Below are 16587 nucleotides of genomic sequence, written 5' to 3'. Positions count from 1 at the left end.
GATAATATTAATTGGTAAGGATTCAACATGTTCAGTTTCGCACTTGGTATTGGCACCCAAAACAAAAAAGGGGAATGGCTCGAGGTTTATTTCCCCTCTCCCCTACTTTCGCCGGATGTAGCACCGGTCAAGGAAGCTCGCCGCGCACTGGGTAACACTAATGACCGCGTCGTTCCTTTCAACCATACACAATGTCAGGAACTGGCAGCCGCTCTGCGGGGTGCAGGCAATAATGCTCAAGCACAACTGGCAGAATCACTGAGCAACAGTCAGAAGCCCTTGGTAGCCGTTTTTCTTGAGGAAGATGTTGCACCAGAGAGTGTTCCTGAAGCCTACCTGAAATTGCAGCTGCTTTCTCACCGTCTGGTCAAGCCTCATGGTACAAAGCTGGATGGCATTTTCGGTGTATTGAAAAACGTAGCCTGGACGTCTGAAGGCCCGATCGATATTGAAGAGCTGACCGAACGCCAATTACAGGCCCGTCTGGAAGGCCGTACCATCAGCGTTACATCTGTCGATAAATTCCCGAAAATGACGGATTATGTGGTACCCACCGGCGTTCGTATTGGGGATGCGATCCGTATTCGCCTGGGCGCCTATCTGGGTGAAGGAACTACGGTCATGCACGAAGGTTTCTGTAACTTCAACGCCGGCACGGAAGGCCCCAATATGGTAGAAGGCCGTATTTCTGCCGGTGTTTTCGTCGGTGCTCATTCAGACTTGGGGGCGGGTTGCTCAACCATGGGTACGCTCTCGGGTGGCGGCGGTATCGTTCTTTCGTTTGGTGAAAACTGCCTGATCGGCGCCAATGCAGGCTGTGGTATTCCTTTGGGTGACCGCTGCACTATCGAAGCGGGCCTGTACATTACTGCCGGTACCAAGGTAACGGTTATTGATGCAGAAGGGAAAGAGGTCAAGGTTGTCAGTGCGCGTGATCTGGCCGGTCAGTCCGACATGCTGTTCATTCGCCACTCTGTTTCAGGACGCGTTGAGTGTCGTATTAACAAATCTGCTATCGTTTTGAATGATGCACTTCACAGCAATAATTAAGATATCCACTTTCAACCTGTGAGATTCTTTCAACATCGGAAACTCTATCCGGAAGGGTGTACGCAGAGGAAGAACCCCCAATGTACACACCTTCCAGGGTGTCCGCCCACTGGGCTATAAAGAGTAAATCACCACTTTTTGGACGAAGTACTCTTTACGAACAACACCGTTCAAGACGATAGCATTTAAAAAATACCGTTACTGATGATGTCCCTCCCTACAGGGGGACCTACCAAGGCGCTCTTTCATGTCAGAGAACACTTCATCCGGATACCCGGCTGCTCACATTGATCCGGCATCCCTGAGCCCGACATTGGCGTTGGCCTGTGACCTTATTTCACGGCCTTCCGTTTCTCCCGAGGACTGTGGATGTCAGGCCGTCATCGCGGAACGGCTGGAAAAAGTCGGCTTCACGATCGAATGGATCAATCTTGAAGGAGTCACCAATCTATGGGCGACCCATGGAGAAGGAAGAACGCTGGTTTTTGCCGGACACACTGATGTCGTCCCCAGTGGCCCCGAAACGCAATGGCATACCCCACCATTTGAAGCAAGTATCGATGATGAAGGGTATTTGCGGGGCCGTGGCGCCTCTGACATGAAAGGCAGTGTGGCTTCCATGGTCGTTGCGTTGGAAGAGTATGTCCGCCATACGCCAGACCATACAGGGCGGCTGGCCCTGCTCCTCACCAGTGATGAAGAAGGCCCTGCCCTGTTTGGCACTCGTGAGGTCGTTCGTCAGTTTGCCGAACGTGGGGAGCCTATTGATTATTGTATTGTCGGTGAGCCCTCCAGCACGGAAACGGTAGGTGATGTTATCAAGAATGGCCGTCGTGGTTCCATGTCCGGTTATTTGACTGTTATTGGCTTGCAAGGGCATGTTGCTTATCCTCACAAGGCGCGCAATCCGATTCACATGATTGCCCCAGTACTGACGGATCTGATTGCAGAACAATGGGACAACGGTAACCGTTTCTTTCCGGCCACCACCTTTCAAGTCTCCAATTTCCAGTCAGGGACGGGTACAGACAACGTCGTTCCGGGAGAAGCCCATATCCGCTTCAATTTCCGTTTCTCGACAGAAAGCACCAGTGGCTCCTTGCAGCAACGTACACATGCCATTTTCGCATCGCATGGATTAACCGAAGGCACGGATTATCATCTGGAATGGAAAGTCTCTGGCGCCCCCTTCCTGACCGAGCCCGGAGATCTACTGAATGCTGCCGTGGCTGCCGTATCCGAACACACGGGGCAAGTACCCGAGCTCTCTACATCCGGTGGAACCTCCGATGGCCGTTTTATCGCAACACTGGGCGCACAGGTCATCGAATTGGGGCCAGTCAATGCTACCATTCATCAGGTGGATGAACGTATCAGGGCCAGTGAGCTTGATTCACTACGTGATATATATGAATCCATTATCGCCAGGCTATTTGCCGCTTGAAGGACACTTATGACTGTCGAACGCTACCCTGATATTGAGGTGTATTTCGCCCCATTGGATATTGATGCGCTAAGAGCGTGGATTCTGGAGCGAATCGGTGCAGAGCTAGCCAGCACAGGGAAAAACAAATGGCGTGGCCGTGGTGAGTTCGAGGGTGTTGGACTTCCTGTTTTAGTGATGGCCTCGGTCGCCGATGGCTTTGCCAGCTTGTGGATTGATAGCCCACACTCACCGTGGCCACGGGATATCGACTTGGCACGAGACATTAATGTCCATTTAAAGGTAGAAGTCCGCTGTTCATTGGGAGGCTGGCATCCGGGGGATGAACCTGACCGCTTCATGTGTCTTCAACCCAATGGAGAAGAGACAGTTATCGAATGGCCAGACCCAGCCCAATAGAAATTCCCTCTTGATTGCATAATATATGGGTTGCTGCGTGCCTATATAAACAAAAACCCCGGTAGTCGCCATGACTGCCGGGGGTTTCTTTATTATTTTACATTATTCCAGGCAAGCCTGAAGTTCTCTATCTTATAAATCTTACCATCCCATAACCTCACACTCACATGCCCTTCATAGGGCGCCCAACCGAAGCTATAAAGGCATACCCCGGAAAGAGGCACCAGGCCATGTCATTACAAGATCAGGTAATAACCGTTACATCTTCCGCCTGAATACCGCGGTCATTTTCAACAGCGTAATAACGAACACGCTGCCCTTCTACCAACGTACGATGGCCATTACCACGAATAGCACGGAAGTGGACGAAAACATCGTCACCGCCTTCTCGAGTGATAAAACCATATCCTTTATTGACGTTAAACCATTTGACCACACCGGCCTCACGGTCATCATCTTCCAACTCGGGGATCGTTGTTTTTCGAGGAGTACTCCATTGGACAATCAATGTGGCTATTATCAGCACAATGAAAGCGCCGACAAAGGCCATCAGGTACAAGTGAAACAAACCTCCATCATGACCATGCGCAGCCACGCCATCCAGCCATTGGGAATACAACTGGCGCTGAGGCAGCGAGACAAGGAAACCAATCAGAGGCGGTGCTAACAGTGCAAAAAGGACACTGACAGCAAGACAGCGTAAAAATGATTTGGAACTCATTACAATGTTTCTCTCATTCAAACATGATTAATAAAAAAGAACCCTGATCGCAAGGCAAATGACACCTATCGGTACCACAATCCGTAATTGGAACTCGTTACTTAACAAATGAAGTGATGATGGGGTAATACAAAAGACGACCCTATCAATAAAACACGCTATCATCTCTTCACTTATACGATGTTGATACACACATACCCTTGCGACAATGGCCCTCGAGTCAAGAGCCATTACAGGAATAGTAACATGCAAAAACAAGACCTGCTTGAACAACAGGACGCAAGAATCGAAGCATTGGAAATGCGCATCACTTATCAGGAGGACTGGCTTGAAAAGCTGGACACCAGAATAATTGAGCAAGAGAAAGAAATAGAAACTCTCAAGCGCGTTAATCAATTATTAAGCGAACGTCTTAGAGAACAACGTGACAGCATGAATCAGGCACAGGAATGGCGCGCAGAGGACGAGCGGCCACCCCACTATTGAGCATCCACAATCCATGCTGTTATCGCTCCTACATCTATTACTGGATTATGGATTTCTGCACCATCGGTCCCTTCATCGACGGTAATAACATCAACACAGTTCTAACATGCCCCCACCATCGTTGATGTATTCGGCACAGAGTCATGCCACTAGAGTAGGAAGGCATTGTGTTGGGAAAGAATGACGAGTGGAAATAATCTTGATGTAGAAAGACCTTGCCTATCACAAGCAAGGCCTTTTCCTGTATTTATATGCAACAGATAGAATATGCCTGCCAAGCAACGCTGTATCAGCAACACCATAGTGATCAGGGAAAATATCACTATGGCGTGCGTTGCCAGGAATGAATCAATCAGGCATGGGGGACAGAAGGGTCCAGGCTGTCGATGAAACGCTCTGCATCCAGTGCAGCCATGCATCCACTACCAGCCGACGTAATCGCCTGTCGATAAATGGAATCTGCCACATCCCCTGCTGCAAATACACCGGGAATACTGGTTTGTGTCGCGTTTCCCTGCGTGCCGGAAGCCACCTCGATATACCCGTTGGTCATTTCCAGTTGGCCCGCAAAAATGTCCGTATTCGGCTTATGGCCAATAGCGACGAAGAGCCCGGGCGCCTGAATATCGGAGACAGTGCCATCAATGCATGAACGGACCTTAACGCCTGTAACGCCAGACTGGTCCCCCACGACTTCATCAATTTCATGATTCCACAGCACCTCGATATTACCGTTCTCCACCTTGTCGAAGAACTGCTTCTGCAAAATCTTTTCTGCCTTGAGAGAGTCACGACGATGAACCAGCGTCACCTTGGAAGCGACATTGGAGAGATACAACGCTTCCTCAACTGCTGTATTGCCCCCTCCAACGACGACCACTTCCTGATTACGATAGAAAAAACCATCACACGTAGCGCAGGCAGATACCCCTTGCCCCCGGAAACGTGCTTCGGATTCTAGCCCCAGATAAAGCGCTGACGCCCCGGTCGCTATAATCAATGCATCGCACTGATATATCGTGTCCCCCCCTTTCAGTGAAAATGGGCGTTCGGTTAACACGGCTTCGGTAATATAGTCATGAACGATTTCGGTATCGAAGCGCTCGGCATGGCGCCGCATACGTTCCATCAACTCCGGGCCCTGGACCCCGGCATCATCACCGGGCCAATTATCGACCTCAGTGGTCGTGGTAAGCTGACCGCCCACCTCTACGCCCGTAATCAGCATCGGTTTCAGGTTGGCACGGGCGGCATACACTGCAGCAGAATAGCCTGCAGGCCCTGAACCCAGAATAATCAGTGAACGGTGAACTACATTGGACATGGTTGCCTCATTACGCATATGCGTTTAAAAAACTGGAATGTGATAGACGTTAATCAAACGATCGCCCGGCTGCAAGTCCAGATCACGATTGAGTGCCTTTAAATACTTTATGGAAGCAATAGTTTAAATCTTGCGCCATGCCTTGACCATTGACACTTGTTTCCCCCATCCGGCTCGACTTTCCAACATCAAGTTTTTACATGAAAGGGTTGATTTTAAGCGCTATCGACAGCATTTAAGAGGTAATCCATATTTCCAAAGGTTTCCATGCTCAGCCAAGGCTGAGTGTGGCGTAGAAAAGGTAATTCCACATGCCCATTGTTGATCCACGTACGGGGGCTCCCCTGACCAGTGGTACGGCCGATGCCGGTCCCACTCAGGGAAGTAATACGCAAAAGAGTTATAGCGTTGATGTTGACCTGAAGAATTTCCAACAGGTTGTGTTGGAAGGCTCGATGAAGGGCGCAGTGCTCCTGCAATCATGGGATCCGCAAAGTGAAGATTGCCAACAACTGAATGCGACCCTGGAAACACTCGCCAATGAATATCATGGTGGTTTTACATTGGCACGCCTGGACGCCAAGGCCTATCCACAAATTACCTCTCAGCTGGGCATCACCTCGGTACCTGACGTCAAACTGATTGTGCAGGGCCAGCTTTATGATCAGTTTCAGGGCGCGCTACCCGAAAGCCAGATTCGTAAATGGCTCGGCCAATATGTAGAAGCACCAAAAGATGCAGGGATACCGCTAACCGAACAGGCTAAACAGGCACAAGCGGCAGGCCAATACGAACAGGCTCGCCAGATCTACAAACAACTGATGGAATCAGAGCCCAACGTAGCGGATCATCCACTGGGTATTGCTGAAACCTATGCCTCTGAAGGGAATACTGATGAAGCACAGGCCTGGTTGAACAGTTTACCCACTGATCAGCAATCCGAACCCCGTGCCAAAGCGTTGAAAACACGCCTTCAGTTTGCCAGTGAAGCCCCTTCTCAAGAGGAAGTACAGGCACTGGGAGATCGTCAGGATAGTGAGGCACACTTCAAACGTGCACTTCGATCGATTGCTGAGGGCCAGTATGAAGAGGGATTGGAGGCACTTATCCAACTGATGAAAAGTGACCCCCATTACAATGATGATGCACCGAGGAAAACACTACTCCGTGTATTTGAAGCCTTGGGTAATGACGATCCTCTTACCATCGCTTACAGACGCAAAATGTTCGCCCTTCTTTACTGATCCCAATGTAAACTAGCGAGCACGCCTATCACTAAGGGAAGGCATGACGTAAAAACCGCCTTGTTTGCAAACGAGGCGGTTTCAGAGGCGGGATATCAGCGCAAAATCACGGAAGCTACCACCCAAATTTAACGCCGCCCTTGGCCTCTGAATAACAGCCTGATCGCTCAAGCGCTACTCTTTCAATACCGCTCACATTTTTATGCACTCGGCAGCCAGCTCTACCTTCTTTTTTTTCCAATACAGGCGAAGCCTCACACCCGGATAGTGCGACCAATACCGCCACGCCTACCGCCACGCGACGTAATCCGTATTTTGAACGATGTGTCATCCCATTTGCTCCATGATGCATGCATTCATTTGTGCTCATGGAATCAGCATCATGTATTCCAGAACCAGATACGCTGATACTCAACATACCTCGCGTTGGAAAAAGGAATCACGAATAAGTTTCAAAAGAACAGTGCCTTTTCCCTATTTTAAAGGTTGAATAAAGGTTTCTACCTCCTCCTATTTTCTACCTTCTCCTATACAGGTAGGGCTCTTCAAACAAGACGAGTAAAACTACAGAGCCCACCGTTCGACATACCTAAGCTATTTGGACGCGTTTATTTCTCAAGAAGTCCATCCATACGCTCCAGTGCTTCCCTTAAACGTACCTGTTGCGTCGCAAGATTAATACGGACAAAACCCGGGGCGCCAAAGTCAGCACCATCTGAAAGCCCGACTCTCGCTTTATCAAGCAACGCTTTTTGAGGGGGCTCACCGAGGGAGGCTTTCCGTAGGTCAACCCATGCCAGATACGACCCCTGCGGAGGAATCATAACGGCATCTGGCCACTTCGCCACATGCTCTGCCAGCAGCTGACTGTTTGAACGAAGAACATCCAACAAGGCTTGCCGCCAGGGTTCCCCCTGACTATAAGCCGCTTCAGTAGCGACTAGCCCAAGGATATTATGCGATGGCTGCAATCCTGCCGATTGCTGATTAAAACGCGCCCGCAACGCCGGATCTGGAATCACGGCACATGCACAGGTCAGTCCGGCAATATTGAAGGTTTTACTTGCCGCCCACAGTGTAATGGTTCGTGCAGCAAGGGTATTGCTCAGGCTCGCAAGAGGAACATGCTGCGCCTGTTCATCCAGCAGAAGATCACAGTGCAGCTCATCGGAACACACCAAGAGGTCATGACGTTCAACAAAATCCCCTAACCACTCAAGTTCTTCGTGATCAAACACACGCCCCGTCGGATTGTGCGGATTACACCACAACAACATACGCGTTTTGGGCGTCACACTTTTTTCCAGAGCATCGCGATCCAATCGCCACCACGGATCTTCCGAAGTAGGTTCACGCAATGGCACAGTCCGCATGGGACGCCCGGTATGCTTGCCTACCGAAAGAAACGGCGGATAGATTGGGGGGAGCACCAGCAACTCTTCATCCGGTTCAGTAAGTGCCATGGCTGCCATGTGTAATGCAGGCACCACCCCCGGAAGCCAACATTGCCACTGCGTTTCAATTTGCCAGTGATAGTGTGTCAGGCTCCAGTCGCACAGCGCCTGTTGCAATGAGGCAGTGGGGGCTACATAACCGAAGGTAGGCTGCTTTTCAATCTGCTCTGTCAATGCTTCACTGATCACCGGTGCGACAGGAAAATCCATATCGGCTACCCACAACGGAAGGACATCCTGTTCATACAACGTCCATTTTTTTGAAGGGTAACGGCGTCGATCCGTCAGCGAAGTAAAATCAAACTGCATTCCGAAATATCCTGTTTGTTATTGTGGAGAGGGTGATCACATAAAGTCATGAACGTTGTACGAACTCGTTAATACCGCAATTCACACACAATGCGCGATCAATACGATAAACTAATCCATCAGGCTATCTCTTTCCAAGGCATTTATAAATGAATCCACGCCCATTTTATTCCGAAGCTGTCAGCGGATGGCCGTTGGTGGTACGGCGGATGGTGGGACTGGCCAACGCGTCTCCACAGCAGCTTGTCATGATTCTGGGAGACACCGCTCGGCTGGCCAATTTAGGCGGCCCTGAAGCCAACCCTACCCCTGAAGAGCTCCAACAATATACCCGAATGACGCCCCCATTGTGGTTAGCGAAAACCGCCCTGTTCCTAATGTTGCAAATGCCACAAAAGCCTCAGCCCGAGCTGCCAGAAGAGCATGCTGCCTGGGCCTATTTATGGCTGCGTATCAAATCCTTCGATTCGGAAGCAGCGGCTGTTATGGCTCTCCCCCTTCATTTGAAGAAAGAGTTGGCGCCTTGGGTTTCTCTCGCCTGGGAAGATGTGAAGCAGCAGCGATTACTGTAAAATAGGCCTCATTCAGCGCACTAGCACTGTTTTTCTGATTACATCATCATTTATCACCTTTTCATTCCCTATCAGTGGGCACGGAAAGCGAGCGTCAACATGGCCAAGACACCGGCAATTACATTATTGGAACGCCAAAAAGTGCCTCATCGCATTATCGAGTTCAATGCTGAAGGGCACTCGGGACATTACGGGCAGTCAGCCGCCTCCGAACTGGGGCAGGCAGAGGCACAAGTTTTCAAGACATTAATGGTTGACCTTGGCAATGAACACCTTGCTGTCGCCATGGTACCGGTGAATGCACAACTGGACTTGAAAGCCGTGGCGCGTGTATTTGGTGTAAGAAAAGCCAAAATGGCTTCCCCAGAGGTGGCTCAACGTATTACCGGTTACGTGGTGGGCGGTATTAGTCCTTTGGGTCAGAAAAAACGGAGCCCAGCGGTTCTCGATGCTTCCGCTTCAGTGCAGGATGAGATCTTTATCAGTGGCGGCCAGCGTGGATTGGAAATCGCTATTGCACCCGGGTCCCTTGCCACGTTGATTGAGGCAAAAATCGAGCCCATTGCAACATACGCCTAGTCAGTAGGATGTGCTTGCCACGACGCCTCTCTTATTTGTATTTTTTGTCAGGAACACACACATGTTAATCCGTGTCGACCACCCCCCCTCAACCCACCAGCTGGATATTATCGCCGAGCAGCTTGGTCGGGCTCCCCGTGGCATTCAAGCGGTAACAGCCACCGATAGTCAGGGCACGCCCCTTGCTTTACGCATGCATTCCATTGTTGAAAATGCTCCTTTCCCAACGCTCTATTGGCTTTGTAGTGAAGAATTGAAAGTGGAACTTTCCCACCTGGAAGCAGCGGGTGTTATCAAAGCTTTAGAGGCGCATCTGCAGGAAGATCCAGAATTGATGGCCGCCTATACCCGTAGCCATAAAGACTATGTAAAGGATCGCTGGTTTTACATGACGGATGATGTCCGGCAACAAACTGAGCAGCTCGGATTTGAACGTCCATTACGTGAGCGTGGAGTGGGGGGAATCAGTAATTGGGAACAGGTGCGTTGTCTACACACTCAGTATGCGCATCATCTGAGTACCCACAATGCTATTGGTGCATGGATCGACAAACACTATCCACAAGTCGCAGCGGTTATTCGATGAGAACTGAAGTACCGATTATTCAATAACGGGATAACCGGCCTATTTTTAACTTCAAGGAGTCTTCCCATGGCAAGTGTATGTGTATATCTGGGATCACGAGATGGCAATTCCCCCTTGTGGGGTGACGTCGCCGAACAGGTGGGGCGCACCATTGCCGAACAGGGGTATCGCCTTGTTTATGGCGGTGGACGCGTTGGCCTGATGGGACGTTGTGCAGAAGGTGCCCTGGCGGCGGGAGGGGAAGTCGTCGGCGTTATTCCGGATGCTCTGGTAGAACGTGAGGCACAGCATACAGGGTTGACTGAATTGATCCGTGTGACAGACATGCACGCCCGCAAGGCACGCATGAGCGCGTTGTCAGATGCATTTATCGCGTTACCCGGAGGCATAGGTACATTCGAGGAATTATTCGAAATCTGGACATGGTCTTACCTGGATTACCATGACAAACCGGTAGGACTTCTTAATGTGAATAGCTTTTACGACACGTTATTGAAGTTTATGGATGAAACCGTTCAAAACGGCTTTTTGAATGAACAGACGCGCAACAGTCTCTTTTGCGATACGGACATTTCATCACTATTAGCACGAATGCTTGCAGCCAAATAATCATGTATTCGCTCTGATTCGATATTTGGAACGTTTATTTACATACGTGTCAGGGCGAAGGTTTTTTGCAGCATACGAACATCATCCCCCGCTCTGTGTCGGCGAATCTCATCATTATGTTGTACAGCCGCACGCACAGTATCCCAGCACTCAAGCTGATGCTGAGTCAGGATCGAACGCAGACTATCCAAACGAAACCGCTGTACCGTACCACTGTCATTATAGAGTCGTGCAATCCAGCTACTGTCATATCCCCAGCTGTCGGAATATGCCAGACCAATCAGCTGAAGGCATTTGTTAAGCCACAATGCTACTTCCTCAACTTCAGTCCCTTCTCGCAATAGTTGATCCCGACTGATACCGTGTAGCGCTTCTGCCTCTTCCGTCCAATGCGTCCATTCCGGCAGTGGCTTCACCAGGCGTGACTCAATAGCTCCCTGAGGTAAAGCGATAGCAATTTCAATCGGATAACTCCCCCGACCAAAACCTGATGCCTCAACATCCACGATAGCGGGTAACGCGGAGGAAGAAATCAGCGCAGGGTGACTATTTGCACCATAAGAGGGCGCACCCTCCAATGACGTAGGGCGAGCATCACACCTCTGTCGCAGGGACTCATATTTCTTGAGCCGCTGTTCAAACGTCATCCGTTGATCTCCTGATCCCAACATCCCTGTCCCGAACACATCACCGAGCACGCGCGCTACCATCACTGAACGGCTGGAAAAACCAATAACACCCATATGCTTTGACATCTTTCTATTATTTGACTTGTTCTCGACGCCCAATACATATTCACCGCGGGCTCATTAAGATACTGATAACTGAAGTGCAAGATACATGCCTAAAATACACTCACCTTAAAACAATGTTTGATATGACTAAAAAAAAGTAAAAATGTTTCAGAAAAGTTAAAAGTCCTTTTCTTTATGAAACGAGTTTACTTGCAAGAAATGCAGACTTAACGCAAAGAGAATGAATAGTTTTATGTAAATTTGCAGATAAACCGCTTCAATCGGCAATTGATCCTTTTGGCTTTATACTGTTAACAACTACTTCTAATAAAGGCTTCCAATCAGCACTTCCTTTACCAGCGGGGTCTTGATGAAAAAGCACCATCATGGCCCCTCTTCTTGTTACGTCACATAGCATCTTGCGATAGAGTGAACACATCAAGGTAATCACGTCTTTATGTTTTCCCCCACCACTATCTTTCAGGAGATACCATGGAATATCGTTCTTTAGGGAATACCGGCATTCAAGTCAGTCGCCTATGCCTCGGCACCATGACATTTGGGGAGCAAAATACTGAAAACGATGCTCACGACCAGCTGGACCGCGCACTGGATTCTGGCGTCAACTTCATAGATACCGCGGAAATGTACCCTGTACCGCCCAAAGCAGAGACGCAAGGCAGCACTGAACGTTACATTGGCAGCTGGCTGAAACAGAGAGGCAAGCGAGATGATCTCGTACTGGCCTCCAAAGTGGCTGGGCCTAACCGTAATATGACACATTTGCGTGGAGGCCCCCGCCTTAATGCTGAACATATCACACGTGCATTGGAAGATAGCCTCAAGCGACTACAAACAGACTATCTGGATCTCTACCAGCTCCATTGGCCGGAACGCCAGGCCAATTTTTTTGGCAAGTTGGGCTATACCGCACAAGAGGATGATGAAGCCATTTCCCTGGAGGAGACACTCAGCGCGCTGAAAACGCTGGTCGATGCTGGGAAGGTTCGGGCAATCGGGCTCTCAAATGAAACCGCATGGGGTGCCATGTCATTTCTGCATCTTGCCGACAAACTGGGTTTGCCTCGCATTGCCAGCATCCAAAACCCCTATAATTTGCTGAACAGAAGCTATGAAGTAGGTTTGGCAGAAGTGAGTTACCGCGAAAATGTTGGTCTATTGGCTTATTCGCCTTTGGCATTCGGTGTCCTCTCGGGTAAATATCTGGGTGGCCAAAAACCAAAAGACGCTCGTTTGACACTCTTTGAACGGTTTCAACGCTATAATTCACCCTTAGCCGAAGAAGCGACATGGTCTTATGTAGAAATAGCCCGCAAACATGATCTTGACCCGGCACAAATGGCATTGGCCTATGTCAACTCGCGGCCGTTTCTGACGAGCAACATCATTGGGGCCACTACCCTTTCCCAGTTGAACGACAACCTTGCCAGTGAATCGCTGAGTTTGTCACAAGAGGTCCTTGATGAGATTGAAGCAGTCCATCAGCGTATTCCAAACCCAGCACCCTGACGCCATCCATTAACTGAGTGGATATCCTGATTTTATAGCGTAATGGAAAAATCGTACCTATAGCTGTTTATGAGCTTTTATAAATAGCCATATGCAGGTATCCAAACTTATTTATACCTTAATAGCCTTGGTGGACATTAGCCATCAGGGCTATGCGAATGCTAACCTCCCCTATAAAGAGATTTGCCATGCTGAGTATTATCTCCCCAGCCAAGACTCTGGATTTTGAGTCAACACCTCCCTTTACGGAACACACCCAACCCGAGTATCTGGAGGAGAGCAAGAAGCTGATTCAGACACTGCGGACCTTATCACCTGCCGAATTATCTTCGTTGATGAATATTAGTGATAAGCTCGCACAACTGAACGTGGCCCGGTATGCAGAATGGAAACCACCCTTCAGCCTGAAGTCCAGGGAAAATCCTGCACGCCAGGCAGTCTTCGCCTTTCAGGGCGATGTATATGTAGGGCTGGATGCCAAGGCGTTGGATAAACAAACATGGGAAAATGCACAACAGCACGTTCGTATACTCTCCGGACTCTATGGCATGCTTCGTCCGCTGGATTTGATACAACCCTATCGCCTTGAAATGGGGATCAAACTCAAAACAACAGAGGGTGATAATCTTTACGACGTATGGCGTGATCGTCTAACAAAGGATTTGACCAAAGCCATTGATGAAAGTGGCAGCCCTGTTCTTATCAATCTGGCCTCGAATGAGTATTCCAAAGTAATTGATCGCAAAGCATTGAAGCGTACTGTCATTACCCCCATTTTTAAGGATGAAAAGAACGGTAAGCTGAAAGTCATCAGCTTTTATGCCAAAAAGGCACGGGGCCAAATGCTCTCGTGGATTTTGAAAAACAACCTTGACGACCCAGAGGCACTCAAAAGATTCGATATTGCTGGATACACATTTGATTCAGCACTCTCCAACGAAACTGATTGGGTCTTTACCCGGGGTGAGCAATAAAGCTTACTCTTTAAACAAGAATATTGATTCGCGCATACCTTAAGGAGTTTTTTATGCGGCAATTTATTATATCGATGCTGATAGGTCTGATGGCCTTTGGCCTCGCTGTCGATACTGCCAATGCAGCACGCTTCGGTGGTGGGCGCAGTATGGGAACCTATTCACGCTCAGCTACACCGCACTATCAAACGCAACACCGTCCCGTACAATCTGGCGCAAAAGCCCCTGCGAGTGGTCATGGCCGCTTTCTTACCGGACTGGTCGCTGGTGGCCTTCTCGGCGCCCTGTTTTTTGGCGGCGGATTCCATGGGTTTAATTTGCTGGACTTCCTGCTCATCATCGTCATCGCTTTCGTTGTAATCGCTTTTATCGCCAAACGTCGTGCAGCAACTGCGCATGCCTCTGCCAATCAACAATACCGCAATAACGTGAATCAGCAGTCAGCCAGTGGTTTCAATACGATGAATACTGGTGGAGCACATCAGCCCGTACCTGCATGGTTTGATCGGGAGCGGTTCCTGAATGATGCAAAACAACATTTCACCCGCATTCAGAAAGCCTGGGATGATAATAATCTGCCTGAAATTCAGGATTATGTGACCCCGGCTCTTTATAATGTGCTGAGACAAGAGCGGGCCAATCAACCTGCCAACAACAAAACAGATATTGTCCGTCTTTTTGCTGACTTGGCAAGCATCCAAGAGCTGGGACAAAGTGCAGAAGCATCTGTGCTCTTCAGAGGTACTTTGATTGAAAATGGCCAACAGACCGAATTCAATGAGGTTTGGCACCTGACACGCTCAATGCAGGATCAGGCTCCTTGGTATATTCAGGGAATTGAGCAACGCAGCTAATCCCTGTTCTTCAGTAAAGCAAAAGCGCTCTCATAAGAGCGCTTTTTTTTATCCATAACGAAACCTAAAACAAAAAGCCTACCCTTTTCAGGATAGGCCTTGAAACAGTGTGGCAATCCCTTGCCTGAAACTCAAGCTACTCATTAGCCTGAGTAAAACACCTTATTGAGCGCTAGCGCTGCTGCTGGTATCGCTAGTATTGGTAGAAGTATCACTGCTCAATGAGTTGGAAATGCTTTTCTTGGCATTGCTTGCAGCTTCCTTGGCACTATCCCATGCATTGGAAGCACTTTCTTTTGCTTTGCCAGCGGCGTCAGAGGCACTGTCTTTAGCCTTACTAGCTGCATCGGAAGCTTTTTGTGCTGCATTATGCGCAGCATCAGAAGCATGATCAGCAGCATTAGAAGCTTCATTTTTTGCATTGTCATATGCATTGGAAGCACTGTTACTTGCACTATCAGCCGCATTGCTTGCTGAATTTTTAGCGTTTTCTGCCGCGTTGCTGGCAGAGTTGGACGCGTCATTTGCTGCATCACTTGCAGAACTTGATGCATCATTTGCAGCATTACTTGCTGACTGAGAAGCTTGCGATGCGCTATCGGAGGCATCGTTACTGGAGGGTGCTTTGTTACATCCTGCCAAGGCCGAGATCACAAAAACACTCGCTGCAACTGTTCCAAGCAATTTTTTCATAACAATACTCTCTTCAAGTTCAATGTCGTACTAAACGTACAACTTCCAGTACTAGTTATATTATCAAACTACCAAACCAGCAAGTAATTTAACGTTAAAATATACACCTGATTGTATACAGTCAGAGTATAGTATTGCTTTGGCTACTCTTCCGAGATGAAACATACAACTTTAGTTTAAAGAAAAGGAATATTAAATAACATGCTAATAATATCTTCAGTATGTATATCAACTAGTAATAGCTAATTCGTATGCGAAAAGCGAATGGGTTATATAACCGCTATCATAAGAATTACTCTCATTCTCATAAATATGGCCCATATATCAATCACATAACTGACTAATGAGAATATTTTTAACATAGATCTGATAGAAACAATACCTGTACTCTCTTCAATATTAGATATGCATGCATAGCCAGCATGGTATTTATGAAGAGATATCTGCTATTTCTCCAGATTACGCTACATCATTCCCTATTATTTAAATAGTTACATTATACCAAATAATATTTTTTCCAATTATATCTGTGTATTTTAGGTAAACTTGGCAACATAACCTGGGTATATAGGAAAGCGTTCGATAAATATAAAATCGGTCTATAAAATTCCAAACCTTGCATATCCAAAACGACTACACAAGCTGGATATATATGCCAAACAGGACCACTTTTATGAAGATACACCCAACCAAACTGATAGGAATGAGAGTATAGCCCCTATTTCCCAATAAATCCGGTCACTAAAACATGTCGTTTTTATAAATTTAATTATGAGTCAAGTCTTTCTGGCGCTCCTTCCTGTAAGTCTACGCCGACTCTCCACACGACCACGCTGTCATTGATACCCAGGGAAAGAAAAGAAATAAAAAGGAGGGAGAACACTCAACATGAGAGGTACCGGGCAATTTTCCTACAGACAAAAAGAAAACCCGCTGTGCCTTCCGACACAACGGGTTCTCTGGGATAGATGCCTGACGATGACCTACTCTCACATGGGGAAGCCCCACACTACCATCGGCGCTAA

Annotated in this window: 19 protein-coding genes; 12 read left to right on the top strand and 7 right to left on the bottom strand. The window is 48.3% G+C overall.

Annotation, left to right across the window (positions count from 1 at the left end; all coding sequences use genetic code 11):
* Positions 1-27: 27 nt before the first annotated feature.
* From dapD to LMG33818_RS04635, 3 genes are all read left to right on the top strand, one after another.
* A complete protein-coding gene (gene dapD / locus LMG33818_RS04645; protein ID WP_442322203.1) occupies positions 28-1050 on the top strand; it encodes a 2,3,4,5-tetrahydropyridine-2,6-dicarboxylate N-succinyltransferase in 1023 nt (340 codons plus the stop codon).
* Between the two features lie 247 nt (positions 1051-1297).
* A complete protein-coding gene (gene dapE / locus LMG33818_RS04640) occupies positions 1298-2494 on the top strand; it encodes a succinyl-diaminopimelate desuccinylase (protein ID WP_442322202.1) in 1197 nt (398 codons plus the stop codon).
* Between the two features lie 9 nt (positions 2495-2503).
* Positions 2504-2893, top strand: a complete 390-nt coding sequence (locus LMG33818_RS04635; protein ID WP_442322201.1) for a hypothetical protein — start codon at positions 2504-2506, stop codon at positions 2891-2893.
* A 244-nt stretch (positions 2894-3137) separates the two neighbouring features.
* Here LMG33818_RS04635 and LMG33818_RS04630 read toward each other — a convergent pair whose 3' ends face one another.
* Entirely contained in the window at positions 3138-3614 is a 477-nt protein-coding gene (locus LMG33818_RS04630; RefSeq protein WP_442322200.1) for a cold-shock protein, read from the bottom strand.
* 246 nt (positions 3615-3860) lie between these two features.
* Between LMG33818_RS04630 and LMG33818_RS04625 the strand changes: the two genes are divergently transcribed.
* Positions 3861-4100, top strand: coding sequence for a SlyX family protein (locus LMG33818_RS04625; RefSeq protein ID WP_442322199.1), 240 nt, complete (start codon positions 3861-3863; stop codon positions 4098-4100).
* Positions 4101-4452: 352 nt separating this feature from the next.
* On the opposite strand, the gene trxB is transcribed toward LMG33818_RS04625, so the two are convergent.
* The gene (gene trxB / locus LMG33818_RS04620) at positions 4453-5424 is read right to left on the bottom strand and encodes a thioredoxin-disulfide reductase (protein ID WP_442322198.1); all 972 of its coding nucleotides are present in this window, start codon (positions 5422-5424) and stop codon (positions 4453-4455) included.
* A gap of 311 nt (positions 5425-5735) precedes the next feature.
* On the opposite strand from trxB, the gene LMG33818_RS04615 reads away from it, so the two are divergent.
* Positions 5736-6668, top strand: a complete 933-nt coding sequence (locus LMG33818_RS04615) for a tetratricopeptide repeat protein (protein WP_442322197.1) — start codon at positions 5736-5738, stop codon at positions 6666-6668.
* Between the two features lie 115 nt (positions 6669-6783).
* On the opposite strand, the gene LMG33818_RS04610 is transcribed toward LMG33818_RS04615, so the two are convergent.
* Both LMG33818_RS04610 and LMG33818_RS04605 read right to left on the bottom strand, forming a co-directional pair.
* Positions 6784-6999, bottom strand: a complete 216-nt coding sequence (locus LMG33818_RS04610) for a hypothetical protein (RefSeq protein ID WP_442322196.1) — start codon at positions 6997-6999, stop codon at positions 6784-6786.
* 277 nt (positions 7000-7276) lie between these two features.
* Positions 7277-8431, bottom strand: coding sequence for a MalY/PatB family protein (locus tag LMG33818_RS04605; RefSeq protein WP_442322195.1), 1155 nt, complete (start codon positions 8429-8431; stop codon positions 7277-7279).
* Between the two features lie 149 nt (positions 8432-8580).
* Between LMG33818_RS04605 and LMG33818_RS04600 the strand changes: the two genes are divergently transcribed.
* The 4 genes from LMG33818_RS04600 to LMG33818_RS04585 all read left to right on the top strand — a co-directional run bounded on the left by LMG33818_RS04600 (position 8581) and on the right by LMG33818_RS04585 (position 10777).
* Positions 8581-9003, top strand: a complete 423-nt coding sequence (locus LMG33818_RS04600) for a hypothetical protein (protein ID WP_442322194.1) — start codon at positions 8581-8583, stop codon at positions 9001-9003.
* A gap of 99 nt (positions 9004-9102) precedes the next feature.
* Positions 9103-9582 (top strand): Cys-tRNA(Pro) deacylase, encoded by a 480-nt coding sequence (gene ybaK, locus LMG33818_RS04595; protein WP_442322193.1) that lies wholly within the window; start codon positions 9103-9105, stop codon positions 9580-9582.
* A gap of 61 nt (positions 9583-9643) precedes the next feature.
* A complete protein-coding gene (locus tag LMG33818_RS04590) occupies positions 9644-10168 on the top strand; it encodes a DUF501 domain-containing protein (RefSeq protein ID WP_442322192.1) in 525 nt (174 codons plus the stop codon).
* A 66-nt stretch (positions 10169-10234) separates the two neighbouring features.
* Complete coding sequence (locus LMG33818_RS04585) at positions 10235-10777, top strand: LOG family protein (RefSeq protein WP_442322191.1); 543 nt, start codon at positions 10235-10237, stop codon at positions 10775-10777.
* 38 nt (positions 10778-10815) lie between these two features.
* Here the strand turns inward: LMG33818_RS04585 and LMG33818_RS04580 are convergent, their stop codons facing one another.
* Positions 10816-11532 carry a hypothetical protein gene (locus LMG33818_RS04580; protein WP_442322190.1) on the bottom strand — a complete coding sequence of 239 codons (717 nt, stop codon included), beginning with the start codon at positions 11530-11532 and terminating at the stop codon, positions 10816-10818.
* A 471-nt stretch (positions 11533-12003) separates the two neighbouring features.
* On the opposite strand from LMG33818_RS04580, the gene LMG33818_RS04575 reads away from it, so the two are divergent.
* From LMG33818_RS04575 to LMG33818_RS04565, 3 genes are all read left to right on the top strand, one after another.
* A complete protein-coding gene (locus tag LMG33818_RS04575) occupies positions 12004-13041 on the top strand; it encodes an NADP(H)-dependent aldo-keto reductase (protein ID WP_442322189.1) in 1038 nt (345 codons plus the stop codon).
* Positions 13042-13229: 188 nt separating this feature from the next.
* Positions 13230-14015 carry a peroxide stress protein YaaA gene (yaaA, locus tag LMG33818_RS04570; protein WP_442322188.1) on the top strand — a complete coding sequence of 262 codons (786 nt, stop codon included), beginning with the start codon at positions 13230-13232 and terminating at the stop codon, positions 14013-14015.
* A 53-nt stretch (positions 14016-14068) separates the two neighbouring features.
* Positions 14069-14869, top strand: a complete 801-nt coding sequence (locus LMG33818_RS04565; protein ID WP_442322187.1) for a Tim44 domain-containing protein — start codon at positions 14069-14071, stop codon at positions 14867-14869.
* A gap of 162 nt (positions 14870-15031) precedes the next feature.
* Here the strand turns inward: LMG33818_RS04565 and LMG33818_RS04560 are convergent, their stop codons facing one another.
* Both LMG33818_RS04560 and LMG33818_RS04555 read right to left on the bottom strand, forming a co-directional pair.
* On the bottom strand, positions 15032-15562 hold the full coding sequence (locus tag LMG33818_RS04560; protein WP_442322186.1) for a hypothetical protein: 531 nt from the start codon (positions 15560-15562) through the stop codon (positions 15032-15034).
* 807 nt (positions 15563-16369) lie between these two features.
* Positions 16370-16587, bottom strand: a 218-nt coding sequence (locus LMG33818_RS04555) for a hypothetical protein (protein WP_442322185.1), incomplete at its 5' end; no start/stop codon positions are given.

The sequence above is a fragment of the Cernens ardua genome (genome assembly GCF_051251085.1).
Taxonomy (GTDB): Bacteria; Pseudomonadota; Gammaproteobacteria; order Pseudomonadales; family Halomonadaceae; genus Cernens; species Cernens ardua.
The sequence above is the reverse complement of the archived record's forward strand: the minus strand, read 5'-3'. Positions and strand labels throughout refer to the sequence as shown.